Source organism: Enterobacter sp. UPMP2061 (assembly GCF_053709615.1).
Genome location: NZ_JBSKJP010000006.1, coordinates 64,852 through 91,282, shown reverse-complemented (window position 1 = coordinate 91,282; position 26,431 = coordinate 64,852). Strand labels below are relative to the sequence as shown.

General features: G+C 57.4%; 21 protein-coding genes and 1 pseudogene. 7 read left to right on the top strand and 15 right to left on the bottom strand.

Annotated elements, in window-relative coordinates:
- Positions 1–2: 2 nt before the first annotated feature.
- Positions 3–1,400, bottom strand: a complete 1,398-nt coding sequence (locus ACWKXX_RS13890) for a PTS fructose transporter subunit IIC (RefSeq protein ID WP_261665772.1) — start codon at positions 1,398–1,400, stop codon at positions 3–5.
- A 179-nt stretch (positions 1,401–1,579) separates the two neighbouring features.
- On the opposite strand from ACWKXX_RS13890, the gene ACWKXX_RS13885 reads away from it, so the two are divergent.
- The gene (locus tag ACWKXX_RS13885; RefSeq protein WP_015572516.1) at positions 1,580–2,239 is read left to right on the top strand and encodes a MurR/RpiR family transcriptional regulator; all 660 of its coding nucleotides are present in this window, start codon (positions 1,580–1,582) and stop codon (positions 2,237–2,239) included.
- Positions 2,240–2,247: 8 nt separating this feature from the next.
- Here ACWKXX_RS13885 and ACWKXX_RS13880 read toward each other — a convergent pair whose 3' ends face one another.
- The 4 genes from ACWKXX_RS13880 to treR all read right to left on the bottom strand — a co-directional run bounded on the left by ACWKXX_RS13880 (position 2,248) and on the right by treR (position 7,329).
- The gene (locus ACWKXX_RS13880) at positions 2,248–2,994 is read right to left on the bottom strand and encodes an oligogalacturonate-specific porin KdgM family protein (protein WP_017694639.1); all 747 of its coding nucleotides are present in this window, start codon (positions 2,992–2,994) and stop codon (positions 2,248–2,250) included.
- A gap of 134 nt (positions 2,995–3,128) precedes the next feature.
- Complete coding sequence (gene treC, locus ACWKXX_RS13875; protein ID WP_284329770.1) at positions 3,129–4,784, bottom strand: alpha,alpha-phosphotrehalase; 1,656 nt, start codon at positions 4,782–4,784, stop codon at positions 3,129–3,131.
- A 51-nt stretch (positions 4,785–4,835) separates the two neighbouring features.
- Positions 4,836–6,254 (bottom strand): PTS trehalose transporter subunit IIBC, encoded by a 1,419-nt coding sequence (treB, locus tag ACWKXX_RS13870; protein ID WP_020480548.1) that lies wholly within the window; start codon positions 6,252–6,254, stop codon positions 4,836–4,838.
- 127 nt (positions 6,255–6,381) lie between these two features.
- Positions 6,382–7,329, bottom strand: coding sequence for a trehalose operon repressor TreR (treR, locus tag ACWKXX_RS13865; RefSeq protein WP_017383908.1), 948 nt, complete (start codon positions 7,327–7,329; stop codon positions 6,382–6,384).
- Between the two features lie 386 nt (positions 7,330–7,715).
- Between treR and mgtA the strand changes: the two genes are divergently transcribed.
- Together mgtA and ACWKXX_RS13855 are read left to right on the top strand one after the other, a co-directional pair.
- Entirely contained in the window at positions 7,716–10,424 is a 2,709-nt protein-coding gene (gene mgtA, locus ACWKXX_RS13860; RefSeq protein ID WP_261665771.1) for a magnesium-translocating P-type ATPase, read from the top strand.
- A 200-nt stretch (positions 10,425–10,624) separates the two neighbouring features.
- Complete coding sequence (locus tag ACWKXX_RS13855) at positions 10,625–13,009, top strand: beta-N-acetylhexosaminidase (RefSeq protein WP_261665770.1); 2,385 nt, start codon at positions 10,625–10,627, stop codon at positions 13,007–13,009.
- 100 nt (positions 13,010–13,109) lie between these two features.
- Here the strand turns inward: ACWKXX_RS13855 and gbpA are convergent, their stop codons facing one another.
- The 5 genes from gbpA to ACWKXX_RS13830 form a co-directional block, all read right to left on the bottom strand.
- Positions 13,110–14,558, bottom strand: a complete 1,449-nt coding sequence (gene gbpA / locus ACWKXX_RS13850) for an N-acetylglucosamine-binding protein GbpA (RefSeq protein WP_261665769.1) — start codon at positions 14,556–14,558, stop codon at positions 13,110–13,112.
- Between the two features lie 137 nt (positions 14,559–14,695).
- Positions 14,696–15,082 carry a 2-iminobutanoate/2-iminopropanoate deaminase gene (ridA, locus tag ACWKXX_RS13845; RefSeq protein WP_261665768.1) on the bottom strand — a complete coding sequence of 129 codons (387 nt, stop codon included), beginning with the start codon at positions 15,080–15,082 and terminating at the stop codon, positions 14,696–14,698.
- Positions 15,083–15,155: 73 nt separating this feature from the next.
- The gene (pyrI, locus tag ACWKXX_RS13840) at positions 15,156–15,617 is read right to left on the bottom strand and encodes an aspartate carbamoyltransferase regulatory subunit (RefSeq protein ID WP_003863370.1); all 462 of its coding nucleotides are present in this window, start codon (positions 15,615–15,617) and stop codon (positions 15,156–15,158) included.
- A 12-nt stretch (positions 15,618–15,629) separates the two neighbouring features.
- The gene (gene pyrB / locus ACWKXX_RS13835) at positions 15,630–16,562 is read right to left on the bottom strand and encodes an aspartate carbamoyltransferase (protein WP_003863368.1); all 933 of its coding nucleotides are present in this window, start codon (positions 16,560–16,562) and stop codon (positions 15,630–15,632) included.
- A gap of 34 nt (positions 16,563–16,596) precedes the next feature.
- Positions 16,597–16,701, bottom strand: a complete 105-nt coding sequence (locus tag ACWKXX_RS13830) for a pyrBI operon leader peptide (RefSeq protein ID WP_071524139.1) — start codon at positions 16,699–16,701, stop codon at positions 16,597–16,599.
- Here ACWKXX_RS13830 and ACWKXX_RS13825 point away from each other — a divergent pair.
- Positions 16,681–16,798: pseudogene (locus ACWKXX_RS13825) on the top strand (hypothetical protein). The gene ACWKXX_RS13830 and the pseudogene ACWKXX_RS13825 sit on opposite strands and share 21 nt — an antisense overlap.
- A 3-nt stretch (positions 16,799–16,801) precedes the next feature.
- Here ACWKXX_RS13825 and ACWKXX_RS13820 read toward each other — a convergent pair.
- The 5 genes from ACWKXX_RS13820 to arcA form a co-directional block, all read right to left on the bottom strand.
- A complete protein-coding gene (locus ACWKXX_RS13820; RefSeq protein WP_003863366.1) occupies positions 16,802–17,281 on the bottom strand; it encodes an arginine repressor in 480 nt (159 codons plus the stop codon).
- 80 nt (positions 17,282–17,361) lie between these two features.
- Positions 17,362–18,765, bottom strand: a complete 1,404-nt coding sequence (locus ACWKXX_RS13815) for a YfcC family protein (protein WP_003863365.1) — start codon at positions 18,763–18,765, stop codon at positions 17,362–17,364.
- A gap of 46 nt (positions 18,766–18,811) precedes the next feature.
- On the bottom strand, positions 18,812–19,816 hold the full coding sequence (argF, locus tag ACWKXX_RS13810; RefSeq protein WP_003863360.1) for an ornithine carbamoyltransferase: 1,005 nt from the start codon (positions 19,814–19,816) through the stop codon (positions 18,812–18,814).
- Between the two features lie 120 nt (positions 19,817–19,936).
- Positions 19,937–20,848: a carbamate kinase gene (arcC, locus tag ACWKXX_RS13805; protein ID WP_023302988.1), complete on the bottom strand. Its 912-nt coding sequence runs from the start codon at positions 20,846–20,848 to the stop codon at positions 19,937–19,939.
- Between the two features lie 10 nt (positions 20,849–20,858).
- Positions 20,859–22,079, bottom strand: a complete 1,221-nt coding sequence (gene arcA, locus ACWKXX_RS13800; RefSeq protein WP_023302989.1) for an arginine deiminase — start codon at positions 22,077–22,079, stop codon at positions 20,859–20,861.
- A gap of 675 nt (positions 22,080–22,754) precedes the next feature.
- On the opposite strand from arcA, the gene ACWKXX_RS13795 reads away from it, so the two are divergent.
- From ACWKXX_RS13795 to yagF, 3 genes are all read left to right on the top strand, one after another.
- Positions 22,755–23,207, top strand: coding sequence for a YhcH/YjgK/YiaL family protein (locus tag ACWKXX_RS13795; RefSeq protein WP_023302990.1), 453 nt, complete (start codon positions 22,755–22,757; stop codon positions 23,205–23,207).
- 236 nt (positions 23,208–23,443) lie between these two features.
- The gene (yagE, locus tag ACWKXX_RS13790; protein ID WP_023302991.1) at positions 23,444–24,352 is read left to right on the top strand and encodes a 2-keto-3-deoxygluconate aldolase; all 909 of its coding nucleotides are present in this window, start codon (positions 23,444–23,446) and stop codon (positions 24,350–24,352) included.
- A 14-nt stretch (positions 24,353–24,366) separates the two neighbouring features.
- Positions 24,367–26,334 (top strand): xylonate dehydratase YagF, encoded by a 1,968-nt coding sequence (yagF, locus tag ACWKXX_RS13785; protein ID WP_023302992.1) that lies wholly within the window; start codon positions 24,367–24,369, stop codon positions 26,332–26,334.
- The last annotated feature ends 97 nt before the right edge of the window (positions 26,335–26,431 follow it).

The window sequence follows — 26,431 nt, the reverse complement described above, 5'->3', positions numbered from 1 at the left end:
CCTTATCTGGCGTTCTTTGGGCTGACATAGAGCACGCCCAGGGCGCAAATCAGTGCGCCAATAAAGACGCTCGCCAGGTAGCCCGCTACATTAGTCGCCAGCGGCCAGCCCCAGACGGCTGGCAGAGGCAGCGTCTGCTTCACGCCAAGGGTAATGGCGACCAGCGCGCCGGCGACGGCACCGGTCATGAACACCGGGATCAGACGTGGGTTTTTCAGGATGAACGGGATCGCGCCTTCGGAGATCCCAATCACGCCCAGCAACAACGAGGTGCTACCGACGGTTTTCTCTTCCTGGCTAAAGACATCCGGTAATCCAAAGCGGCCGTTGAGGAAGGCGGCAAAGCCGACGCCAATGGAGGGGATCACGATGGAGAGTTCGCGGGCGGTTAAATCAAACGTCTCGCTCATGCCATTCAGGCCGAGCGCGACCGAGCCTGCCGCCTTGTTGACCGGACCGCCCAGGTCGAACGCGGTGCCCGCGGCAATCATCGCGGAATAGAACCCGCGCCCGGTGTCACCTGCCGAGGTAAAAAAGACCACCATCAGCTGGTTAAGCGAGCCAAAAATCGGGTTAATCAAGTATTCCATGACCATCACCAGCGTAATGCCGGTGATCAGCGGGACGAGCAGCATGGTTTTAATGGTGGTGAGCTGCTGGCGGACGTGAATCGAATCATTGAGCCAGCGCACCAGATAGCCCACAAAAAAGCCGATACCAATGGCGCCGAAAAAGCCGGATGGCATAAAGCCTTCGATATCAAAGAAGCGTTTATAGACTTCATCGGACATGATGCCGCCAATGAGCCCGGGGATGAGCGCCGGTTTACCGGCAATGGAAAACGCCAGATACATCGCAAAAACGGGATACATGAACTTAATGGTCATAAAACCCACTTTATCCAGCACGCTGAACGGCGAATGTTCGATGTTAATAAACTGCCCGGTAATTTTGGCCGTCGCCATCATCAGCCCGCCCATCACGACCACCGGCAGCATATAGCTGATGGCCGCCATGATATGACCAATAAAGACCTGGTAAGTCGAACGCTGGAGATCGTCTTCTTGTGCGACAGTGGTGACGTTTTTTTCCATGGCCAGCGCCTGACGCAGATAGCGATCGGTATGTTTGATCAGCTCTTGTGTGCGGGTTTGAAGGTGAGGAATGTTGTCAAAACGCTCGGCATCCTGAATGGGAACATCGGTTGCCAGAATAATGGCCGTGGCGGAGGCGATATCCTGTTTTGTTAAGCGGTTTTTAACGCCATCGCTGCCCTGCGTTTCGACCTTTACCTCGATATTGTGCTCGTGAGCCCATGCAATAATTTTATTTGCCGCCATAAAGGTGTGTGCGATGCCTGTCGGGCAGGCCGTTACCGCGACAACTTTTTGTTTCGTCATTGTCATAATTCCCTGGATGTGAAAACAGGGGAAGTATAAAGAGAACCTAAAACAGTTTTTAATGTTTGCTAATACTAATTACGTATCGTGATACGCGTAAATGCAATGTGTGAAGCGCCTTCCAGAGACTATTTCTCTGTTGTGTTAATATCATCTCGGGATTAAACGGGGCGTAATAGATGAATTCATTCCAGGGAAGTGAACGTTTGATATTTGAATACATTCAGCATCATGCGTGTAATATTTCTAATATATCGGCAAAAGAGATTGCCCGTGATACCTTTACCACGACAACATCCGTTAATCGTGTATGTAAAAAAATGGGCTATAAAAGCTATACCGAGCTTCGGTACCGTTTTTTACGCGACCATTTTACACCTGCACCTGCTACACCCGACGTGGGGCCGCAGCCGGATGATATTGTGACAGACGTGTCCAGGTTGCTTACGCATTCCAGCCATATCTATCTTTACGCACGGGGAGCCTCGCTCACCAGCCTCAACTACCTGTCGCGCTTTTTGTCGCTGGCGAGCCTGCCGCACCTTATTTTGAATGACATGCACCAGTTGACACGCGTATCGAAGGGGACGCTGGTGTTGATCAGTAAATCCGGGGAGACGCAGTCGCTGATTGAAATGGCGCGTAACGCGCTGCGCAAAGGGTTGAAGATTATTGCGATTACCCGTCAGGGGTCGACACTGGCGTCGATCTCAACGCTATGCTGGCCGTTACCAATCGACATTAACGCGGTTTCGCTGTATCAGCGGGAAGGGCAGCTTGAACTGTTAAGCGCCGTGGACCGTATCGGCTGTAGGCTGCTACAGCACGATACGGTGTAGTCAGGCCGTCAGAGCTGCTTCACTATTCCCAGACGTACGGCATAATCATTTTCATGGTTGCCGTCATTATTGATGTACGTTTTATCCAGTGAAACCAGTTCGACGTATGGCGTCCAGCCATCGTCGAGCTTGTAGTTGAACGCGACGGTATGCTCCCAGTAGGTGTCATCCCCGGTTCCCTGATCGACGTTATCCTGCCAGCGGAAGCGCGGGTTATAGGACATACCGAATTTGCCGATGTTATACGCGAACCAAATGTCGAACTGGTGTGACTGGCGGCGAGTATAACCGCTGCCGTCGAGTTCTTTATCGCTGTGCGCGTCATTGACGGTGTTATAGCGGTAACGGGCGGAGAGATTCAGACCGTTATCGAAGGCTTTCCAGCCCTGAATGAAGGGGCGGTAATGCGTATTGCTGGCGGTGAAAACCGTCACCATGCCAGGCGCAACGGCGAAACCATTTCCCAGATCAAAACGCCAGCGCGTTTCGATTTCCTGTGCCGCTTCCGTTAACCCCTTGTCGTCGGGATTATATCTGTCGGTATCACCAAAAAACGTATCATTATGGTTTTGTGCGGCTTCAACGGAGAAGTAAAAACCGTTATTCGCCTGATGCATGACCTTAATGCGTGAATCATTTACGTCTGAGCGCGTATTATGACCAAAGCGAAGGTCGACGGACGTATTCCCGCACCATCCCTGTGTGCTCAATAATAATGCGCTAATACACGTTGCTTTAATAATTATCTTTTTCATAATATCCTGCCGAGGTTATTTAATTGGCAGGCTATTTTTATTTTGAGTGCGCCATATTGTAAAAGTTATCGTCGTACATTTAGCGTATCGCTAAACATAAAAAAAGAGATACAGCATGCTGTATCTCCTGAGGTTTATTCCTGCACCCACCAGATAGCTTCAAACGGGCGCAATAGCAACGTATCGGGTCGGAAGGGAACCTCTTCATAGTTGCTGAGTGCCACCCGCCATGCTCCCTCTACGGGGACGGGCTGCCACTGCTGGCGCGCGTGGCTCAGGTTCGCCACCACCATCAGCGTTTGTCCCTGCCACTGGCGGCGGTAGCACCACAGGGAAGGGTGGTCAGGCAGGAGGTCCTCATAATCCCCCCACGTCAGTACCGACAGGGTTTTGCGCAGGCGAATCAGCGACTGATAGGTGTAAAACACCGAATCGGGGTCGTCCAGCGCCGCGCGGGCGTTCACGGTTTCGTAGTTGTCGCAGACGCCAATCCACGGCTCGGCCTCGGTAAAGCCCGCATTATGCGAGGCGTCCCACTGCATCGGCGTGCGGCCATTATCGCGTGACTTACTCGCCATAATCGCCAGTAGTTCATCCGTATCGCGACCGTTAGCCCGCTGTTCGGCGAACATGTTCAGGCTTTCCACGTCGCGGTAGTCGGTGATACGGCTGAAATGCGGGTTGGTCATACCCAGCTCTTCACCCTGGTAGATATACGGCGTGCCCTGCATCCCGTGCAGCACCATGCCGAGCATTTTCGCCGCCGCCACGCGGTGTTCCCCTTCGTCACCAAAGCGCGACACGATGCGCGGCTGGTCATGGTTACACCAGAACAGCGCGTTCCAGGCTTTGTTGTGCATCCCCTGCTGCCAGTGGCGGAAAAGGTTTTTTAGCGCCACGAAGTCCGGCTTCGCCTTCGTCCATTTTTCGCCGCCGGGGTAGTCTACCTTGAGGTGGTGGAAGTTAAAGGTCATCGACAGCTCGCGGCCGTCAAGAGACGCGTACTGTTGGCAGTTCTCCAGCGAGGTGGAGGACATCTCGCCCACCGTCATCAGATTACGCGGCGTAAAGACGTCGCGGCTCATCTCCTGGAGATATTCGTGGATGCGCGGCCCGTCAGTGTAGAAGCGGCGACCGTCGCCGAGGGTATCGTCCGGGAAATCCTGATCTTTTGAAATCAGGTTAATCACGTCCAGACGCAAGCCGTCCACGCCGCGATCGGCCCAGAACTCGCACACTTTTTTCAGCTCGGCGCGCACCGCCGGGTTTTCCCAGTTGAGATCCGCCTGCTCCGGTGCGAACAGGTGCAGATAATACTGCTCGCTTTCGGCGTGCCAGCGCCAGGCGTTGCCGCCAAATTTGGAGCGCCAGTTGTTGGGAAGCGTATCCGGCGTACCGTCGCGCCAGATATAGAACTGGCGGTACGGACTCGCTTTATCCAGCGACTCACGGAACCAGGCGTGCTGCGTGGACGTGTGGTTAAAGACCATATCCAGCACGATGCGGATGCCGCGTTCATGCGCCCGGGCAACCAGCTCGTCAAAGTCGTCCAGCGTGCCGTAGGTCGGATCGATGGCAGTGTAGTTCGCCACGTCGTAACCGTTATCCACCTGCGGGGAGATATAAAACGGCGTCAGCCAGATGGCGTCAATGCCGAGGGTTTTCAGGTAGTCCAGGCGCTGCGTTACGCCGCGCAGATCGCCCGTGCCGCTGCCGGTGGTGTCCTGGAAACTCTTTGGGTAAATCTGATAGATGACGCCGTTCTGCCACCAGTGAGGAAGGGTATTCATAGTACGTTCCTGCAAATGCGAAGGGGCGCAACTGCGCCCCGAAAGAGAGAATTAAACAATCTGCAACGTGCCCTGACGGAACTTACGCTGGTAAACCACAGTAGTCAGCGCCATTGGGATGATAATCGCCACCGCCATCGCCAGCGCAAATACCTGCCAGAACGCGGGCTGAATGGAGAGGATACCCGGCAGGCCGCCGACGCCAATCCCGTTCGCCATCACGCTGTTCAGGCCGCACAGCAAGCCCGCCAGGCCGGAGCCGATCATCGCGCAGAGCATCGGGAAGCGGTATTTCAGGTTGATACCGTACATCGCCGGTTCAGTGACGCCGAGGTAAGCGGAGATGGCAGCCGGAACGGAGATCTCTCGCTCGTTGTGCTTACGGCTGACGATGATGATGCCGGTTACCGCCGAGGCCTGCGCAATGTTAGACAGGGCGATGATCGGCCAGACAGGCGTACCGCCGAGGCTCTGGATCATCTGCATATCAATCGCCAGCGTGGTCTGGTGCACGCCGGTGATCACCAGCGGAGCGTAGAGGAAGCCAAACAGCGCGGCACCGATTGGCGCGAAGCTGCCGGTCATCAGGTGACGGACCGCGAAGGCCACGCCGTCGCCAATCATGCGGCCAAACGGACCGATAAAGGCGTGCGCCAGGAACACCGCCAGGATCAGCGAGCAGACCGGGACCACAACCAGATAGAGGTAATCCGGCACGATGCGCTTCAGGCGCGTCTCAATAAAGCCCAGCGCCAGGCCCGCCAGCAATGCCGGGATCACCTGCGCCTGATAGCCCACTTTGGCGATGGTAAACAGGCCAAAGTTCCACACCTCTGGCGTTTGCTGACCAAGTAAGTAAGCGTTCATTAACTGCGGAGAGACCAGCGTCACGCCGAGCACGATACCGAGAATTGGCGTTCCGCCCATTTTGCGCACCGCGGACCAGCAGATCCCGACCGGCAGATAGAAGAAGATCGCTTCGCCAATCAGCCACAGGAAGTCATAGATGCTTTGCAGCGCCGGGTACATCTGCGCCAGGGTTTTGCCGTCGCTCATTGGCACATCGCCGATGACGTTACGGAAGCCCAGAATTAAGCCCCCGCTGATCAGCGCTGGCAGCAGCGGGAAGAAGATCTCCGCAAAATGGGAAATCAGCTGCTCATGCCATTTCATATTCTGGCGCGCGGCCTTCTTCGCCTGCTCTTTATCGGCGGAAGAGTGCCCGGTAGTCGCCAGCAGAGCCTGATAGTAATCGCCCACTTCGGTACCAATCACCACCTGAAACTGCCCGGCGTTGGTGAAGCAGCCTTTAACCATAGAAAGCTCTTCAATGGCCTTCGGGTTGGCTTTGGCCGGATCGTTAAGCACGAAGCGCAGGCGGGTAATGCAATGGCTGACGGTGGCGATGTTATCGCGTCCGCCGACCAGGACGATCAACTGATCGATATCTGTTTGTTTGACTTTACTCATCATGAAACCTCATGACAGATGGTGATAGGGGTTATGACCTGTGCGCAAGCCTACTCCTTCAACGTGACGGCGAAAATGGGAACGTTCCCGAAATCGGGCGAAGATCACAATAATCTATTCAAAAGAATTATGAGAGATGGGCTGGGATAACGATCTGACGGGGCTCGGTTCGCCCGGTAATCTGCTCGATCAGCTGCGCGGCAGCCTGCCGGCCAGACTCGGCGTAACCCGGATCAACGCTGATAATCTCCGGGTGTAAGAACTTCATCAGCGGCGTGCTTCCCACGCTCGCTAATTGCAGTTCCCCGATGCGCTGCTCCTGCAAATATTTGCTCGCACCCAATGCAAGGGTATCGGTGGCGCATACCAGGGCGGTGGTTTGTGACGTCAGCACGCTGGCGACCTGTTCATATCCCTGTTTCATACCCAGACCGGGCAGCGCGGCCACGGCGGGGAGATTGTGTTTTTTACAAAACGCCAGGTACGCTTCGTGGCGACGCTTGCCGGTGGTGATGTCGGCATGCGGCACGCCGAGATAGCTAATATGCCGATGGCCCTGTTCATACAGGCGCTGCATCAGGATCACGATCGCCCCTTCGTCATCGTAACAGACAGAGGCAAACCCGCTGGCGTCGCGCGCCAGCAGCACCAGTGACGGCTGCCAGGGTTTAAGCACGTCCTCTTTTAGGCCGGTAAATCCGAACAGCACCACCCCATCAATATTACGGCGCTGAAGCATGCCGAGATGCTCCTCCACCATTTGCGCGGAGAACTTGCTCTCCATCATGATCGGATCGTAGCCCTGCTCGTAGAACGCGGGCAGCATCGTCTGTACGGCGAGGTTTTCGGAGAGGGAATCCAGACGCGAGACAATAATGGCGACCACTTTATCGCTCTGCCCGCGCATGGCGCGCGCGGAGCGGGAAGGGGAAAAACCATGCTGATTCATCACCGCCTCGACGCGCTCGCGTGTGCGCTCGCTGACACCGCTTTCGTTGTTCAGCACGCGTGAGACAGTCGATTTCCCCACGCCGCTTAAACGCGCGATATCTTTAATCGTAAGGCGGTTCTGCATGCTGTATTCCCTGTAACATCGATAAAATAATCAATTGAGCCTAATGCTATCCTGCGAATTCGCTATGGGCAAAGTCTGGTTTACGTTTGGTTTATTTGCAGGGCGTTATAATACCGCCCGATTAGTCACAAACGGTATGGATAAATCACTATACTGCGTGCCGATACCCAACTTTTTACTTACCGGAGGCCACATGGATCCCGATCCCACACCTCTCCTGACCAGGAGAAAACCTTCTTTCCGGTAAGCCAGCCTTTTGCTGTCTCACCGGCGTGAGGCAGCAACGTTCATACGTTCCTGCTTGATAAATTAAGTGCCTGACAGGTACGGCTTTGCCACGCCTGCGGGAAAACTGCGTCCGCCTTTGCGGATGCGGGGGAATGACTATGCTGAAGAATATCACCCGGCAGCTGCAAGCGCTGCTGAGCCGTCACCTGCCACATCGCCTGATTGCGCGCGATCCGCTGCCAAATGCCAACACCATGGCGGGAGCGGCAATCCCCGCTTCCCTGACCGAGCGCTGCCTGAACGTGGCGGCGATGGATGAAAACGAAGTCTGGCGCGCCTTTGGCGGCCACCCGGAAGGGCTGAACGCGCAAGAAGTGTTAAAAATCCGCGCGGAACATGGCGATAACCAGATCCCGGCGCAGAAACCCTCTCCCTGGTGGGTCCACCTGTGGCTCTGCTACCGCAATCCGTTCAACCTGCTGTTGACGGTGCTCGGGATTATCTCTTACGCCACTGAAGATCTGTTTGCCGCAGGCGTGATTGCCCTGATGGTGGGGATCTCCACGCTGCTGAACTTTATTCAGGAAGCGCGCTCCACCAAAGCGGCGGACGCCCTGAAAGCGATGGTCAGCAACACCGCCACCGTGTCGCGCGTGATTAACGACCTCGGCGAGAACGCCTGGATTGAGCTTCCCATTGACCAGCTGGTGCCGGGCGATCTGGTGAAGCTGGCGGCGGGGGACATGATCCCGGCGGATTTACGCGTCATCCAGGCGCGGGATCTGTTCGTCGCGCAGGCGTCACTCACCGGTGAATCCCTGCCCGTAGAGAAGGTAGCGCGGACCCGCGATCCGCAGCAGATGAACCCGCTGGAGTGCGACACCCTGTGCTTTATGGGCACCACGGTGGTTAGCGGCACCGCGCAGGCGATTGTCACCGCCACCGGCGGCAATACCTGGTTTGGACAGCTTGCCGGACGCGTCAGCGAGCAGGAGAGCGAGCCGAATGCGTTCCAGAAAGGCATTGGCCGCGTCAGCATGCTGCTGATCCGCTTTATGATGGTCATGACGCCGATTGTCCTGCTGATCAACGGCTACACCAAAGGCGACTGGTGGGAAGCGGCGCTGTTCGCGCTCTCCGTGGCCGTTGGCTTAACGCCGGAAATGCTGCCGATGATTGTCACGTCCACGCTGGCGCGCGGGGCGGTCAAACTCTCTAAACAAAAGGTGATCGTTAAACACCTCGACGCCATCCAGAACTTTGGCGCGATGGACATCCTTTGCACCGATAAAACCGGCACCCTGACGCAGGACAAAATCGTGCTGGAGAACCACACCGACATCGCCGGAAAAACCAGCGAGCGCGTGCTCCACAGCGCCTGGCTGAACAGCCACTATCAGACCGGGCTGAAAAATCTGCTCGATGTGGCGGTGCTGGAAGGGGTGGACGAGGAGTCTGCCCGCACGCTCTCCGGTCGCTGGCAGAAGGTGGATGAAATCCCGTTCGACTTCGAGCGCCGCCGCATGTCGGTGGTGGTCAGCGAGCAGGCGGACGTACATCAGCTGATCTGCAAAGGGGCATTGCAGGAGATCCTGAATGTTTCCACGCAGGTGCGCCATAACGGCGAGATCGTGCCGTTGGATGAGACCATGCTGCGCCGCATCAAACGCGTCACCGATAACCTGAACCGTCAGGGGCTGCGCGTGGTGGCAGTAGCCAGCAAGTTCCTGCCTGCGCGGGAAGGTGACTACCAGCGTATCGATGAATCCGATTTGATCCTCGAAGGTTACATCGCATTCCTCGATCCGCCGAAAGAGACCACCGCGCCGGCGCTAAAAGCGCTGAAAGCGAGCGGTATCACCGTCAAAATCCTCACCGGCGACAGCGAGCTGGTGGCGGCCAAAGTGTGCCACGAAGTCGGCCTGGACGCGGGCGACGTCGTCGTGGGGAGCGACATTGAGCACCTGTCCGACGATGAGCTGGCCGAGCTTGCCCAACACACCACGCTGTTTGCCCGCCTGACGCCGATGCATAAAGAGCGCATCGTCACTCTGCTGCGTCGCGAAGGGCACGTAGTGGGCTTTATGGGCGACGGCATCAACGATGCGCCAGCCCTGCGTGCGGCGGATATCGGTATCTCCGTGGACGGCGCGGTGGATATTGCCCGCGAAGCGGCGGATATCATTCTGCTGGAAAAGAGCCTGATGGTGCTGGAGGAGGGCGTCATCGAAGGGCGTCGCACCTTCGCCAATATGCTCAAATACATCAAAATGACCGCCAGCTCCAACTTCGGCAACGTCTTCAGCGTGCTGGTGGCGAGCGCGTTTCTGCCGTTTCTGCCGATGCTGCCGCTGCACCTGCTGATCCAGAACCTGATGTACGATGTCTCTCAGGTGGCGATCCCGTTTGATAACGTGGACGACGAGCAGATCCAGAAGCCGCAGCACTGGAACCCCACCGATCTGGGGCGCTTTATGCTGTTCTTTGGGCCGATCAGCTCTATCTTCGACATTCTGACCTTCTGCCTGATGTGGTTTGTGTTCCATGCGAATACGCCAGAACACCAGACGCTGTTCCAGTCCGGCTGGTTCGTGGTGGGACTGCTGTCTCAGACGCTGATTGTGCACATGATCCGCACCCGTCGTATTCCGTTCATCCAGAGCCGTGCCGCGTGGCCGCTGATTGTGATGACGGGGATTGTGATGGCGCTCGGGATCGCGCTGCCGTTCTCGCCGCTGGCAAGCTACCTGCAACTTCAGGCGCTGCCGCTGAGCTACTTCCCGTGGCTGGTGGCGATCCTCGCGGGCTACATGGTGCTGACGCAGATGGTGAAAGGGTTCTATGCGCGCCGGTATGGATGGCAGTAACGGCAAGCCCGGTGGCGCTGCGCTTACCGGGCCTACGATCCGAACGTAGGCCGGGTAAGGCGAAGCCGCCACCCGGCAGCTGGCTTTCCTCCCAAATTCAACAACCTGTGATCTCCGTCGGCGCATTCGCTTGACGACAATTTGAGCGCATGTTAACAGAATGTTTTGCCTGTATTTGGCCCGTCAGATAAGGAACATTCATGTTACGGTACAGCCTCTTAACCGCCGGGCTCATGCTCGGCGCCTCCGCCTTTGCCGCCCCGGCAGGTGACCTTCCCTTAATGCCCTGGCCTGCGAAGGTTGAACGCCCGACCACTCAGGGCGCGCTGGTGCTTAACAATCAACTCTCTGTGAGCGTCAGCGGCGACGATCTGGGGGATGCGGTCAACCGCCTGCGCCAGCGCATTGCGCTGCAAACCGGCTGGACGCTACAGCCGCAGGCCGAAAAACCTGACAAGCCGACCATCCGCATCGCCATCGCCAAAAAGGTTAAGCCGCAGCCGCTGCCTGACAGCGATGAGAGCTATAAACTCACGGTGGACGCCAACGGCGTAAACATCTCTGCCAACACCCGCTTTGGCGCGCTGCGCGCCATGGAAACCTTGCTTCAGCTGATGCAGAACGGCGCCGAAAACACCTCGATCCCGTGGGTGACCATTGAAGATTCGCCGCGCTTCCCGTGGCGCGGGCTGCTGCTCGATTCGGCGCGCCACTTCCTCCCGATTCCGGATATTAAACGCCAGATCGACGGCATGGCCGCGGCAAAGCTCAACGTCCTGCACTGGCATTTGACGGACGACCAGGGCTGGCGCTTTACCTCGAAGCGTTATCCAAAATTAACCCAGCTTGCCAGCGATGGGCTGTTCTACACCCCGGAGCAGATGCGCGAGATTGTGCGTTACGCTACCGAGCGCGGCATACGCGTGGTGCCGGAAATTGATATGCCGGGCCACGCCTCGGCGATTGCCGTCGCCTACCCGGAGCTGATGAGCGCGCCGGGGCCTTACGCCATGGAGCGCCACTGGGGCGTGCTGAAGCCGGTGCTGGATCCAACCAAAGAGGCAACTTATACCTTTGCCGACGCGATGGTCAGCGAACTGGCGGCGATCTTCCCGGATCCGTATCTGCATATTGGCGGCGATGAGGTTGACGATAGCCAGTGGAAAGCGAACGCTGCGATCCAGACGTTTATGCGCGACAACAAACTGGCGGACAGCCACGCGTTGCAGGCGTATTTCAACCGCAAGCTGGAGACGATCCTTGAGAAGCACCACCGGCAGATGGTTGGCTGGGATGAGATCTACCATCCCGATCTGCCGAAAAGCATTCTGATCCAGTCCTGGCAGGGACAGGACGCGCTGGGGCAGGTGGCGCAGAACGGCTATAAGGGTATTCTCTCAACCGGTTTCTACCTCGATCAGCCGCAATCCACCGCCTACCACTACCGCAATGAAATTGTGCCGCAGGGGCTGAACGGCGTGGATGTGATAGCGGACACCGACAGCGTCCAGAGCTGGGCTTTCTCCATGCCGCGTCTGAAAGGCAAGCCGGTGGAAGGCAGCTTTACGCTGGTGAAAGGCGATGCCGGGTGGCGCGGATTTATTGATTTTGCCGGGAAATCGCGTCGGGCGGTGGAGAACATTCAGTGGCGGGACGACAACCAGGTAACGTTTACCGTTGATACCTGGATGGGTGAAACGCGTCCGGTCGTTTCCGTTGAGAACGATAAGCTCAGCGGCTATTTCCTGGTGGGTAACGCCCGCTACCCGATCGACGGCACGCGTCTGGACGCGGTGCCAAAAGGCATACCGCCGGTGGTGCCGGACCCGGCGAACGAGGCCAATCTGCTCGGCGGCGAAGCCGCGCTGTGGGCGGAAAACGTGGTCGCGCCGGTGCTTGATATCCGTCTGTGGCCGCGCGCCTTTGCGGTGGCGGAGCGGCTATGGTCGGCGAAGGACGTCAACGACATCGACAACATGTATACCCGGCTCCAGGCGATGGACAGCTGGTCCACGGTGTCGGCTGGACTACAGCAGCATACCCAGCAGCAGGTGCAGTTCACCCGCCTCGCCAACAATGCGGATACCCTGCCGCTGCAAATTCTCGCCCAGGCGCTTGAACCGGCGCAGTATTACACCCGCCAGCATCTTAAGTTCCAGGCCGGAAACTATCATCAGTTTGAGCCGCTTAATCGCCTTGCAGATGCGCTAAACGCGGAAAGTGCGACCGTGCGTCAGATGAATAAATGGGCGGACCGCCTGGTGAGCGACGCGGAAGACACGGAAAGCGCCGACGCGCTGCGCCACGTCTTTAACCGCTGGCAGAACAACACCAGCGATGCGCTGGCCTTGAGCGAAAACAGCTATCAGCTGAAGGCCATTAAGCCGGTGATCCAGGAGGTGGATAAACTGGCCTCGATTGGCCTGCGGCTGACGGATCTGGTGGCGCGTCAGGGCACGCTGGACGACAACGAGATCGCGTCGATCCAGAGCGAACTGGATAACGCGGCGACGATCCAGGACGAGGTGGTGATTGCGGCGGTGTACCCGCTGGAGACGCTGCTTAGGGCGACGCGGAATCAGTAACAAATATCCCCTCACCCCAACCCCTCTCCCCATAGGGGCGAGGGGCTCGATCGGTTCCCTCTCCCTGTGGGAGAGGGTTAGGGTGAGGGAATCAGACCACTCAGTTCTTCAGCACCCACGCCTCTTTCCAGTGCGCGCCCACGCCTGGCTCAAACTGGGTCGCGTATTTGCTCCACTGCACGCAGTAGCCGCTATACGGGAACGGTTTACACTCGTAGGTCTTACCGTTTTTAGGCTGTAACACCACGGTGCCCGCTTTGTAGGAGGCAATGCTGTCCGGGAAGATAAAGTCATGCGGGCCGCTGCTGTCCGCCGCGTCGCTTTCCAGCATCAGGTTTAGCACGTCCTGTGCGAACAGGGTGCCGTCTTTGTTGGTGGCGTAGTATTTCAGCATATGGTGGCCCGCCGTGACGTCAGTCAGCGTCATGGTCACGTTTTGATTGACGTTATTCATATCCTGCTTCAGGTAACCTTTTTCGGCACCGTGGTGGTTCATCACGTGCGCTTCAAAATTAACGTCACCCTGCGTGTTTACATGGAAGGTCACAATCACATTGCCATGTTCGATTTTGCTGTATTGCAGATCGGAAACGGCGATGGTCTCGCTCACCTGCGCCTTTTGCTCTTCATAAGAGATGGCAACGGATCTCAGCGTGCTGCCGTCTTTCACGAATACGCTGTTGGCGCCGTGAATCGGGCTGATTTCACCGGCTTCATCTTTCACACCGACGCGGACATCGCTATGAGCGGTGTTGATCTTCTGCGCCAGATCGTAGGACCACTGGTTAGCGTCGCCTTGTTCTGAAGAGCCGATGGTCATTTCAGTACGCAGGGCGGCAACTTCCCCGTTGGCGTCGAAGAAGCGTGCAATCACTTTATCGCCCACGTTCAGGTTATTCCCGGCAATCTGTCCGCTCAGGGTTTTACTCCACTGGGATATTACCGCTGGGGTATCGTCCGGCGTGACGTTGCCGCCGTTACCGAAATCAACGTCAATGGCCTGATAGAAACTGTTTGCGGTATCCGCAATTTCCCACACGCCATAAATAACCTGGTAGCCCGTACGTTCCGGGACATTACAGGTCATGGATTTTGTCATGGACGGTGCCTGACCATTCCCGTTAATAGTACAGAACGGCGTTAATTCGAACTGGTCACGGGTCAGCGGTTTATTGGGGTCCCAGTTTTGTTTGGTAATGTAATAACGCCAGTTGGTGGTTTTATGCGGCGCGGTATGGTGCCAGACAAATTCATGCGGGCCTGCCGTCATGGGGCTTTTGGTCCAGGCGTTCAGGCTCTGCTTATCAAGCTGGGAGTAGCTGGCAATACCGGCGCTGGCAAGCTGGCCGTCAGGCGGCATTGCGCCCGTCGGGAAGCCGGAGGTCTTTTCTACGCTCTGCGGTTCATATTGTACAGAGCCACAGTCAATATTCTGGCCGAGCTTACACATATAAGCGCGGCTGGCGGGGGATTCTATATATCCGTGTGCAAGTGCGGAAGACGCAACCGCTAAAGTGGCAATGGCCAGCGCGATCTTAGAGAGTTTCATTCTTCATCCATTAATTAGAATATAACAAGGCAGCGTCAGTCTATTAATGGAGTGGGGGATGCGTCATTGCCTGGAGAGAGTAAAAATGGTCGCAATAAAAAAGGCAGCCTGAGCTGCCTTCTCTTTATTGAAATAAATTAGCGACGTACGGCAATCGCTTCAATTTCAATTTTTACGTCTTTTGGCAGACGCGCCACTTCCACACAGGAGCGCGCCGGGAAGGTGGCGTTGTGTTCGGTGAAGAACGCTTCATAAGTGGCGTTAACGGTGGCGAAATCGTTCAGATCTTTCACGAACACGGTGGTTTTGACGAGATCGCCCACTTTCAGGCCGGCAGATTCGACGATCGCCTGCACGTTTTCCAGCGACTGACGCGTCTGCGCCGCTACGTCGGCTGGCACTTCACCGGTTTTTGGGTTCACCGGGATCTGACCAGAAGTGATGATCATGCTGCCCAGATCAACGCCCTGAACGTATGGGCCGATAGCCGCTGGTGCATTTTCCGTCGCGAGTACTTTGCTCATTTTTTCTCCAGAATTACAGCATTAAGAATGTTCCCGGCCATTATAACAGCCGGGATTTCATTACCAACCTCAATTAGTTGGCCAGCACCACATAATGAGAAAACTCTTTTTCGCAGTATTTGCATTTGAGTGCGATGTCATTGGCGCGCTTTTTCACTGCGAAACTGGAGGAAACCGGCTCAGCATGACTGATGCAGTTGCTGTTCGGGCAGACCAGCACGCTTTCGATGCGATCCGGCAGGCTTGGGCGGGATTTGCCCACCACGTCGTAATCGTCGATGCGGTTAACCGTGGCGTCCGGCGCGTACAGAGACAGCTGGTTGACCTGCTCGTCGGTCAGGAAGGTATTCTCGATCTTGATCAGGTCTTTACGGCCCATTTCGCCCGACGGCAGGTTCAGGCCGATGGTGATGCGCTGGTCGGTTTCAGTCAGTTTGAACAGCGTCAGCAGCTTAAAGCCCACCTGCGCAGGGATGTGGTCAATCACGGTGCCACGCTTGATGGCTTCAACCTGGAGTTTGTTATCGTGTGTCATGGTCGTCTCCCCTTACAGAGCTAATTCGCGATTCAGAACCAGTGCCAGTAATGCCTGGCGGGCGAAGATGCCGTTTCCGGCCTGCTGGAAATACCAGGCGTGCGGCGTTTTATCCACGTCTGTGGTGATCTCATCGATGCGCGGCAGCGGGTGCAGCACCTTCATGTTGTCGCGCGCGCCCTCGAGGTCGCTGGCGCGCAGGACGAACTGCGCCTTCACGTTGGCGTACTCGGATGGGTCAAGACGCTCTTTCTGCACGCGGGTCATGTAGAGAATATCCACGTTGCCCATCACTTCTTCTATGCTGGCGTGCAGGCTCCACGCGATGCCTTTTTCGTCCAGCATATCGAGAATGTACTGCGGCATCGCCAGCGCGTCCGGCGCGATGAAGAAGAAGCGGTTGCCGTTAAATTTCGCCAGCGCCTGGGTCAGGGAGTGGACGGTGCGGCCATATTTCAGGTCGCCGACCATGGCGATGTTCAGGTTCTCAAGCGTGCCCTGCGTCTCCTGAATGGTGAACAGATCCAGCAGGGTCTGCGTCGGGTGCTGGTTGGCACCGTCACCGGCGTTCAGCACCGGAATGCCGCCGGAAAACTCGGTCGCCAGACGCGCCGCGCCCTCCTGCGGGTGGCGCATCACAATCGCGTCCACGTAGGTGCTGATGACTGAAATGGTATCCGCCAGGGTCTCGCCTTTTTTACCCAGCGACGTGTTGCTGCTGTCCGAGAAGCCCACCACGCTCGCCCCCAGGCGGTGCATGGAGGTTTCGAAGGAGAGGCGGGTGCGGGTCGAGGCTTCGAAGAAGCAGCTCGCAATCACCTTGTGCTTCAGCAGCTCCGGTTGCGGATTGGCCTTCAGTTTTGCCGCGGTTTCCAGAACCAGTTCCAGCTCTTCGCGGCTGAGGTCGTTTATGGAAATGATGTGTTTTTGATAAAGCGGATTCATGTTTATCTCCTGACGCCGGGCAAAAAAAAGCCCCTCAAATGAGGGGCTCTGGGAATAGGTTTAGCAACGGGAAGAAAAACGGCAGGCCAGCGTCTGATTTCAGACGCGGTAAGACGATATGTCGTACACGCTTGACCATGCTTCCTCCCGGCAAATTGTCGGGCATTATACGCAGCTCGCTTTTGGGATCAAGCGATTTAATGCACGCTTTACTCAATGCAAACGGTTCTTTATGAATATTAATGCGTTCTGAGTAAATAATTAATTTGCTTATGCACCAGTGCGGTGCGCTTCACCACGCGGGGGGCGACCCAGACGATACTGCTTCCGGCCACCACGCCTAAAATTTCCGGTAACTGGTGATAATCCAGAATACGCGCCACCGCGCGGCCATATCCGGCGACGGTATGGATAAGGATAAATTCGCTGTTGTGCTCCACGCTCACCACCATTTCAGAGACGGTACGTGCCGCGTCGGGGGCCGGGCGCAGCTGGGGATTCAGCGAATAAATCTTTAGCCCTTTGGCATTGCGAATTTTTATGACACCGAGCAACTTGAGCAGACGTGAAACGGTGGACTGGCTGATGGTCTCAAAACCCCGCTCCTGTAAGTCGCGGCGGATCTCCTCCTGGGAGAGATAGCTCTTTTCCGCGATCAGACGCTGGCAGACCGTTAGCTGTAGTTGCTCTTTGGGAGAGTACTCTTCGTAATCCATCATAGTTCCCATATCAGTTCCCGAAATAACCGGTGGCACTGCACCGATCCGTAGGCCGGATAAGCGCAGCGCCATCCGGCAAATTACAACAGGGCGCCCAGGCTTAACGCCACCATAATCACCACCGTTAAAATCCCCAGCAGCGGCGCGACCCATTTCAGATAGCGCACGTAGGGCACGCGGGCGATAGCCAGCCCGCCCATCACGACGGCAGAGGTGGGAGTGATCAGGTTAACGATGCCGGACGCCGACTGGTAAGCCGTAACCACCAGGTCGCGGTTGACGTTAGCGAAATCGGCAAGGGGCGCCATGATCGGCATCGTCAGAACGGCCAGGCCGGACGAAGAAGGCACAAGAAACGACAGCACCACTTCCAGCCAGTACATCACGTTGATGAACGCCACCGTCGACAATCCGGTGACCATTCCCTCGGCGCTGTGCAAAATGGTGTGGGTAATCATGCCCTTATCCATGATCACTACGATACCGCGCGCGATGCCGATAATCAGCGCGACGCCCAGCAAATCTCGCGCGCCGTTGATAAAGGTTGAGGTCAGCTCCTCTTCGCTCATGCGGGCGATCAGCCCGACGATAATCGCGCTGGCGAGGAACACCGCCGAGATCTCCGCCATCCACCAGCCCAGCACCGCCACGCCGTAGATCATCACCGCGAAGGCGAGGGCGAAGATCACCAGGATGAGTTTGCGCACCGGGGTAAACTCCAGCGACTGCTCGCCCTTGTTGCCGAGGAAGTGGGCGCGGTTCTCTTCCTGCTTATCCGCCACGATCGACAGCGACGGATCCTTGCGCACCTTGCGGGCATAGCGCATTACCCACGCCACGCAGATGATCCAGCCGATCACCAGCAGCGCGATGCGCAACATGATGCCGTTGGTGAAGGGGATCCCGGCGGCGTTGGCGGCGATCACCGTGGCGAACGGGTTGATGGTGGAGCCGAGGGTGCCGATCCCCGCGCCGAGCAGCACGGTGGACGCAGCAACCACCGGATCGAACCGCGCCGCCAGCATCACCGGCACCAGTAAGGTATAGAAGGGCAGCGACTCTTCTGCCATGCCGTAAATCGTGCCGCCTGCGGCAAACAGCGCCATCAGGATCGGGATCATCCACTCTTCGCGTCCGCGCAGCCGGGTGGTGACGCGCTCGATCCCGGCGTCTATCGCCCCGGTTTTAGTGACGATCCCGAGGAATCCCCCGATGATCAGAATAAACAGCGCCACGTCGATGGCCCCGGCCTGGCCGGACTCCGGATCGTACAGCCCGGCAATCGGCGCCATCAGCACCGAAACCAGCCCCTGCGGGTGCGCTGCCACGTGCGCGTAGGTGCCAGCAACCGGCACTTCTTTACCGAGCGCCTCGTTCATTGCCATATGGTACTGCCCGGCCGGAACAATCCACGTCAGCACGGCAACCACGGCAATCAGAAAAAAGAGAATGGTGTAAGCGGAGGGAAACTTGAACTTGCCCATGATGTTCTCCTGAACCCGGCGCACCCCGCGGCGCGCCGGGCGGTGATTAGTCGCCGAGTGTCGCCACCATGACCGCTTTAATGGTGTGCATGCGGTTCTCTGCTTCGTCGAAGACGATGGAGTTCGGTGATTCGAAGACCTCTTCCGTCACTTCCAGCCCCTTCAGGCCGTACGCCATTTCGATTTCGCGGCCCACTTTGGTGTGCTCGTTGTGGAACGCCGGCAGGCAGTGCATGAACTTGACGTTCGGGTTACCGGTGGCCTTCATCACGTCCGCGTTAATCTGATATGGCTTCATCAGGCTGACGCGCTCGGCCCAGGCCTCCTTCGGCTCACCCATGGAAACCCACACGTCGGTGTAGAGGAAATCGGTGCCCTGCACGCCTTCCTCCACGTCGTCGGTGAGGGTGATGCGCGCGCCGGTCTCTTTGGCGATGGCGCGGCACTGCTCAACCAGGCCCGCCTCCGGCCAGAAGGATTTCGGTGCAACCAGGCGGATATCCATCCCCATTTTGGCCGCGCCGACCATTAGCGAATTACCCATGTTGTTCCGCGCATCGCCCAGGTAAGCAAAGCTCAGCTCCGGCAGGGTTTTGCCCGGAGAGTGCTCCAGCATGGTCATCAGGTCGGCGAGAATTTGGGTGGGGTGGAACTCGTCGGTCAGGCCGTTCCACACCGGCACGCCCGCGTACTCGCCCAGCTCTTCAACGATGGCCTGGCCGTAGCCGCGATACTCGATGCCGTCATACATGCGGCCCAGCACGCGCGCGGTGTCCTTCATCGACTCTTTGTGGCCAATCTGCGAACCGCTTGGGCCGAGGTAGGTGACCTGCGCGCCCTGGTCGAACGCACCCACTTCGAAGGCGCAGCGGGTGCGGGTGGAGGTTTTTTCAAAGATCAGGGCGATGTTTTTCCCGACCAGGGTTTGTTTTTCGCGTCCGGCTTTTTTGGCGGCCTTCAGCTCGATGGCGAGATCGATCAGGTACTGGATCTCCGCCGGGGTGTAGTCCAGCAGTTTCAGGAAGTTGCGGTTTTTCAGGTTAATGGTCATGGGGAAATCCTTTTTAAAATTTGTGCTGTCTGATGCCCTCACCCCGGCCCTCTCCCGCAGGGAGAGGGGGCGTGCATTCCCTCTCCCTTTGGGAGAGGGTTAGGGTGAGGGGAAAACGACTCAGTTACGAATCAATGTGCCTTTCTCGCCCGCCAGGATCTCCGCGCCGTCGGCCAGCGCGCCGATCCCGGCAATGCCGTTGCAGGCCTCAACAAACTCGCGGCAGGCGGCCACTTTCGGCCCCATCGATCCGGAGTCGAACTGCATGCCTCTGAGCAGCTCCGGCGTCACCTGCGCCAGCGGACGTTGGGTTGGCTTGCCCCAGTCGAGGTACACCGCGTCGGCATCGGTGAGGATCAGCAGGGCATCGGCCTCGATCTGGCGCGCCAGCAGGGCGGCGGAGAGGTCTTTGTCGATCACCGCCTCGATCCCGCGATAGCCGTTGGCGTTTTCCACTACCGGCACGCCACCGCCGCCGTTGCAGATCACCAGGTGGTCGCGCTGAATCAGCGCCGTGATGGCGTCGCTCTCGACGATGCGCTTCGGCTGCGGCGACGGCACCACGCGGCGGAAGTAGCTGCCGTCGGCCTTAAACACCCAGCCTTTTTCCGCGGCCAGCGCTTTAGCCTGGGCTTCGCTGTAGACCGGGCCGATGTACTTGGTCGGGTTGCTGAACGCCGGGTCGGCGGCGTCCACTTCCACCTGCGTGAGCAGGACGCTGACCTCGCGCTGGGGCAGATTGTTTTTCAGCGCCTGCTGGAGCATGTAGCCGATCATTCCCTGGCTTTCGGCGCCAAGAACGTCCAGCGGGTAGGGAGTGACTTTGTCGTAGGCGCTGTTTTGCAGCGCCAGCAGTCCGACCTGCGGGCCGTTGCCGTGCACCAGCACCACGCGCCACTGTTCCGTTAAGCCGGCGATGGTGCGGGCGGCCTGCTCAATGTTCTGGCGCTGGATGTCCGCTTCAAGCGGCTCGCCGCGCTTGAGCAGCGCGTTGCCGCCAAGGGCCACAACCAGAGTGGGTTTTCGTTCCATGATGGCTCCTTTAAATTCCGTCGCGTTCCAGTGGGCAGCTCATGCAGCGCGCGCCGCCGCGACCGCGTCCCAGCTCGTCGCCCGGGATCGGCAGCACGGTGATGCCCGCTTTGTCGTACTTCTCGTTGGTCCAGACGTTGCGCTCGTAGCCGATCACCACGCCCGGGCGGAGGGTCAGGACGTTGTTAGCGTCGTTCCACTGCTCGCGTTCGGCTTCAAAGGCGTCGCCGCCGGTGGTGATCAGGCGGACGTGGTTAATGCCGAGGGCTTTCTCGATGGCGTGCAGCAGGTCGGTTTCCTGGGTGCGCAGCAGGCCGCCGCGTCCGTCCGGGGTGAGCGTCCAGCACTGGGCGTCCTTGCGCACCACTTCCGGGTAAACGGAGAAGGTGTCAACGTCGATGTGGGTCATGACTGTGTCGAGGTGCATGCAGGAGCGGTGTTTTGGCAGCTCAACGGCAATCACGCGCTCGGCCTGGCGGTGTTTAAACAGGCTGTTGGCGAGGAACTCCACGCCCTGCGGCGTCGTGCGCTCGGACATGCCGATCAATACCGCTCCGCGGCCAATCACTAATACGTCGCCGCCTTCTAATGTGGCGTGGTCGTAATTAATATTCTCGTCGCCGAAATACTTAATAAACTCGCCGTCGGCAAATGCGGGGTGCCAGCGATATATTGCCCGCAGGTTATTGGTTTCACGCTGGCGGGCGGGTTTCGCCATCGGATTAATGGAGACGCCGTTATATATCCAGCAGGAGGTATCGCGGGTAAATAAGTGGTTCGGCAGCGGCTTCATAATAAAATCATTCGCCGTGTGGGTATCGACCACCATATTTTTAATAGCCGCAGGAATTTCACCGTAGGTTAATCCACCGCTCAATCTGCGCGCCAGTTCGCGATGCGGCATATCCGCCAGCCAGCCGCGCACGTCGGCGGCAAAGGTTGGCCCCAGGCGATAGTCGGAGATTTGTGTTTCAAGAAGCCAGTCTTTTGCTTCCGCAATATCAAGCGTTTGCGTAAGAAGGTCGGTCAACAGCAGGACTTCCACACCCTGCTTGCGCAGCGTGTTTGCGAAGATGTCATGCTCTTCACCCGCCCGTTCAACCGAGAGCACGTCATCAAATAGCAGCTCCTGACAGTTTGAGGGGGTTAACCGTTTCAGACTTAAATTAGGACGGTGCAGCATAACGCTACGCAATTGACCAATTTCAGAACCGACGTAATGCTTTTCCATAATTATTCCTTTAACTTTTTTTCAGAATAAAAAGGGCATGCGCCATGTGATGTGTTTAATTTCATGGCGGCTAAGCTCAATTGATTTCGTGATTTATAGTAGGCGCTTAAATAATGGTTATTGTGACATTGCTCACGCGAAAACCGATATTGAGCAGTTTATTTTCAATTGCATGATTCGTATCAGATAATGATTAATTTCATATTATTAAGGGATGAATAGCTAAGCAGGAACGGGTGGCAATATTTGAAGTTGTTATTATTTTGTAGAATCACACGCTTTGAAATATTTAGTTATGTTGTTGATTTTAATGGATAAAATGTTGTCACGGGAATAGCTATGCAATAATGACAGTTAACTATTTTTCACTTAAGAGAAATCAATAAATAATTATGGATTTTTAAAGGAAATAACCAAAGTGGTAAAGTGTGATACACCAACAGGTTTTGTGGGTTATGTTTTAAATTCAGTGAGTTAGATCCTATGTGCAAAGTGCATGAAATGAGGTTATGCATAACCACTGCATAAATGCCTGTGTGCAATTAACAGTGGATTAACACATTTCCCGATAAACATGCGCTGACGCAAATCTTGTCAAAAAAGGGCTGGTATGGAAGAGGCAATTCTCGTATAAAACATAAAAATGAAACAATGTTTTAATCTGAGGGTTGTATCATGATTATTGGCAATATTCATCATCTCCAGTCCTGGTTGCCAGAAGAGCTGCGCCAGGCCATTGAGCACGTTAAGGCCCACGTCACCGACGCAACGCCGACCGGTAAGCACGACATCAATGGCAACAGCCTGTTTTATCTGGTTTCGGAGGACATGACCCAGCCGTTCGCCGAGCGTCGCGCTGAATACCATGCACGCTATCTGGATATTCAGATTGTGCTAAGAGGTCAGGAAGGGATGACCTTCAGTACCCTGCCGCACGGTACGCCGGACACCGACTGGCTGGCGGACAAAGACATCGCGTTCCTGCCGGAAGGCGAGCAGGAGAAAACCGTGGTGCTGAGCGAAGGGGATTTTGTAGTGTTCTGGCCGGGCGAAGTGCATAAGCCGCTGTGCGCGGCGGGAGCGCCGGCGCAGGTGCGTAAGGTTGTGGTGAAGATGCTGGTAGAGTAACCCCTCACCCCGGCCCTCTCCCAAGGGGAGAGGGTGTAAAAGTTCCCTCTCCCCTTGGGAGAGGGTTAGGGTGAGGGCACCAGACCGCACCCACGCATAATGTGATCCAGCTTAAACTTCCCGCACTCCCTCATCCCTTCCCATTTACCTGCGCTTTTTCTGCGTCATAGTATGATCGTTAAATTAATGAACGCCGTTCTATAATGTAGAACAAAATGTTTCAACAAGGAGATCTCATGCCGCAGTCCGCGTTGTTCACGGGTATCATTCCCCCTGTCTCCACCATTTTTACCGCCGATGGCCAGCTCGATAAACCGGGTACCGCCGCGCTGATCGACGATCTGATTGCTGCGGGCGTCGACGGCCTGTTCTTCCTGGGCAGCGGCGGCGAGTTCTCCCAGCTCAGCGCCGAAGAGCGTAAAACCATTGCTCGGTTTGCGATCGATCATGTCGATCGTCGCGTGCCGGTTCTGATCGGCACCGGCGGCACCAACGCCCGGGAAACCATTGAGCTGAGCCAGCACGCGCAGCAGGCGGGCGCGGACGGCATCGTGGTGATCAACCCTTACTACTGGAAAGTGTCGGAAGCGAACCTGATCCGCTATTTCGAGCAGGTGGCCGACAGCGTCACGCTGCCGGTGATGCTCTATAACTTCCCGGCGCTGACCGGGCAGGATCTGACCCCGGCGCTGGTGAAAACCCTGGCCGACTCGCGCAGTAACATCGTCGGCATCAAAGACACCATCGATTCCGTCGCCCACCTGCGCAGCATGATCCACACCGTTAAAGGCGCCCATCCTCATTTCACGGTGCTGTGCGGCTACGACGATCATCTGTTTAATACCCTGCTGCTAGGCGGCGACGGGGCGATCTCGGCCAGCGGCAACTTTGCCCCACAGGTGTCGGTAAATCTTCTGAAAGCCTGGCGGGATAACGACGTGGCGAAAGCGGCTGAGTATCATCAGACCCTGCTGCAAATCCCGCAGATGTATCAGCTGGATACGCCGTTTGTGAACGTCATTAAAGAGGCGATCGTGCTCTGCGGTCGTCCGATTTCTACGCACGTCCTGCCGCCAGCCTCGCCGCTGGACGAGCCGCGCAAGGCGCAGCTGAAAACCCTGTTACAACAGCTCAAACTCTGCTGAGCCGGACGATAACGATGACCATTGAGAAAATTTTCACCCCACAGGACGATGCGTTTTATGCGGTGATCACCCACGCGGCGGGGCCGCAGGGCACGCTGCCGCTGACCCCGCAGATGCTGATGGAATCCCCCAGCGGCAACCTGTTCGGTATGACGCAGAACGCCGGGATGGGCTGGGATGCCAACAAGCTCACCGGCAAAGAGGTGCTGATCATCGGCACCCAGGGCGGCATCCGCGCCGGAGACGGACGCCCGGTCGCGCTGGGCTACCACACCGGACACTGGGAGATCGGCATGCAGATGCAGGCGGCGGCGAAGGAGATCACCCGCAACGGCGGGATCCCGTTCGCCGCCTTCGTCAGCGATCCGTGCGACGGTCGCTCGCAGGGCACGCACGGCATGTTCGACTCCCTGCCGTACCGCAACGACGCGGCGATCGTGTTTCGCCGCCTGATCCGCTCCCTGCCGACGCGCCGGGCGGTGATCGGCGTGGCAACCTGCGATAAAGGGCTGCCCGCCACCATGATTGCGCTGGCTTCCATGCACGATCTGCCGACCATTCTGGTGCCGGGCGGGGCGACGCTGCCGCCCACCGTGGGGGAAGATGCGGGCAAAGTGCAGACCATCGGCGCGCGCTTCGCCAACCATGAGCTCTCCTTGCAGGAGGCCGCCGAGCTGGGCTGTCGCGCCTGCGCGTCGCCGGGCGGCGGGTGTCAGTTCCTCGGTACGGCGGGCACCTCGCAGGTAGTGGCGGAGGCGCTGGGTCTGGCGCTGCCGCACTCTGCACTGGCGCCGTCCGGGCAGGCGGTGTGGCTGGAGATCGCCCGCCAGTCGGCACGCGCGGTCAGTGAACTGGATAACCGTGGCATCACCACGCGCGATATCCTCACCGACAAAGCCATCGAAAACGCGATGGTGATCCACGCGGCGTTCGGCGGCTCCACCAATTTACTGCTGCATATTCCGGCCATCGCCCACGCAGCGGGCTGCACTATTCCGGACGTTGAGCACTGGACGCGCGTCAACCGCAGGGTGCCTCGCCTGGTAAGCGTGCTGCCCAACGGCCCGGACTATCACCCGACCGTGCGCGCCTTCCTCGCGGGCGGCGTGCCGGAGGTGATGCTCCACCTGCGCGATCTCGGCCTGTTGAATCTGGACGCCATGACCGTCACTGGCCAGACAGTGGGCGAGAACCTCGACTGGTGGCAGAGCTCGGAGCGCCGTAAGCGCTTCCGCCAGTGCCTGCGCGAGCAGGACGGCGTGGAGCCGGATGACGTGATCCTGCCGCCGGAGAAGGCAAAAGCGAAAGGGCTGACCTCGACGGTCTGCTTCCCGACGGGCAACATCGCGCCGGAAGGATCGGTGATCAAGGCCACGGCGATCGACCCGTCGGTGGTGGGTGAAGATGGCGTTTACCGCCACACTGGCCGGGTGCGGGTGTTTGTCTCGGAGGCGCAGGCGATCAGGGCCATCAAGCGGGAAGAGATTAAGCAGGGCGATATCATGGTGGTGATCGGCGGTGGCCCGTCCGGCACCGGCATGGAAGAGACCTACCAGCTTACCTCCGCGCTGAAGCATATCTCGTGGGGCAAGACGGTGTCGTTAATCACCGATGCGCGCTTCTCGGGCGTGTCGACGGGGGCCTGCTTCGGCCACGTATCGCCGGAGGCGCTGGCGGGAGGGCCGATTGGTAAGCTGCGCGATAACGACATCATTGAGATTGCCGTGGACCGCCTGACTCTGACCGGTAGCGTGAACTTCATCGGTACCGCGGACAACCCGCTGACGCCGGAAGAGGGCGCGCGCGAGCTGGCGCGGCGGCAGACGCACCCGGACCTGCACGCTCACGACTTTTTGCCGGACGATACCCGGCTGTGGGCGGCATTACAGTCCGTGAGTGGCGGCACCTGGAAAGGCTGTATTTATGACACCGATAAAATCATTGAGGTAATTAACGCCGGTAAAAAAGCACTCGGCATTTAATTATTTTCTGAGAGAAAGTCGTCTGCGGAAAATATTCCGCGGGCGGTTTTTGCTTGTCTTTAATTTTATAATTTAAACAATGACTTATGATATATCG

Excerpts from the sequence above, each read along its gene's own strand:
- ACWKXX_RS13890 (WP_261665772.1), bottom strand. The coding sequence starts at position 1,400 with ATGACGAAACAAAAAGTTGTCGCGGTAACGGCCTGCCCGACAGGCATC.
- ACWKXX_RS13885 (WP_015572516.1), top strand. The coding sequence starts at position 1,580 with ATGAATTCATTCCAGGGAAGTGAACGTTTGATATTTGAATACATTCAG.
- ACWKXX_RS13880 (WP_017694639.1), bottom strand. The coding sequence starts at position 2,994 with ATGAAAAAGATAATTATTAAAGCAACGTGTATTAGCGCATTATTATTG.
- treC (WP_284329770.1), bottom strand. The coding sequence starts at position 4,784 with ATGAATACCCTTCCTCACTGGTGGCAGAACGGCGTCATCTATCAGATT.
- treB (WP_020480548.1), bottom strand. The coding sequence starts at position 6,254 with ATGAGTAAAGTCAAACAAACAGATATCGATCAGTTGATCGTCCTGGTC.
- treR (WP_017383908.1), bottom strand. The coding sequence starts at position 7,329 with ATGCAGAACCGCCTTACGATTAAAGATATCGCGCGTTTAAGCGGCGTG.
- mgtA (WP_261665771.1), top strand. The coding sequence starts at position 7,716 with ATGCTGAAGAATATCACCCGGCAGCTGCAAGCGCTGCTGAGCCGTCAC.
- ACWKXX_RS13855 (WP_261665770.1), top strand. The coding sequence starts at position 10,625 with ATGTTACGGTACAGCCTCTTAACCGCCGGGCTCATGCTCGGCGCCTCC.
- gbpA (WP_261665769.1), bottom strand. The coding sequence starts at position 14,558 with ATGAAACTCTCTAAGATCGCGCTGGCCATTGCCACTTTAGCGGTTGCG.
- ridA (WP_261665768.1), bottom strand. The coding sequence starts at position 15,082 with ATGAGCAAAGTACTCGCGACGGAAAATGCACCAGCGGCTATCGGCCCA.
- pyrI (WP_003863370.1), bottom strand. The coding sequence starts at position 15,617 with ATGACACACGATAACAAACTCCAGGTTGAAGCCATCAAGCGTGGCACC.
- pyrB (WP_003863368.1), bottom strand. The coding sequence starts at position 16,562 with ATGAATCCGCTTTATCAAAAACACATCATTTCCATAAACGACCTCAGC.
- ACWKXX_RS13830 (WP_071524139.1), bottom strand. The coding sequence starts at position 16,701 with ATGGTCAAGCGTGTACGACATATCGTCTTACCGCGTCTGAAATCAGAC.
- ACWKXX_RS13820 (WP_003863366.1), bottom strand. The coding sequence starts at position 17,281 with ATGATGGATTACGAAGAGTACTCTCCCAAAGAGCAACTACAGCTAACG.
- ACWKXX_RS13815 (WP_003863365.1), bottom strand. The coding sequence starts at position 18,765 with ATGGGCAAGTTCAAGTTTCCCTCCGCTTACACCATTCTCTTTTTTCTG.
- argF (WP_003863360.1), bottom strand. The coding sequence starts at position 19,816 with ATGACCATTAACCTGAAAAACCGCAACTTCCTGAAACTGCTGGACTAC.
- arcC (WP_023302988.1), bottom strand. The coding sequence starts at position 20,848 with ATGGAACGAAAACCCACTCTGGTTGTGGCCCTTGGCGGCAACGCGCTG.
- arcA (WP_023302989.1), bottom strand. The coding sequence starts at position 22,079 with ATGGAAAAGCATTACGTCGGTTCTGAAATTGGTCAATTGCGTAGCGTT.
- ACWKXX_RS13795 (WP_023302990.1), top strand. The coding sequence starts at position 22,755 with ATGATTATTGGCAATATTCATCATCTCCAGTCCTGGTTGCCAGAAGAG.
- yagE (WP_023302991.1), top strand. The coding sequence starts at position 23,444 with ATGCCGCAGTCCGCGTTGTTCACGGGTATCATTCCCCCTGTCTCCACC.
- yagF (WP_023302992.1), top strand. The coding sequence starts at position 24,367 with ATGACCATTGAGAAAATTTTCACCCCACAGGACGATGCGTTTTATGCG.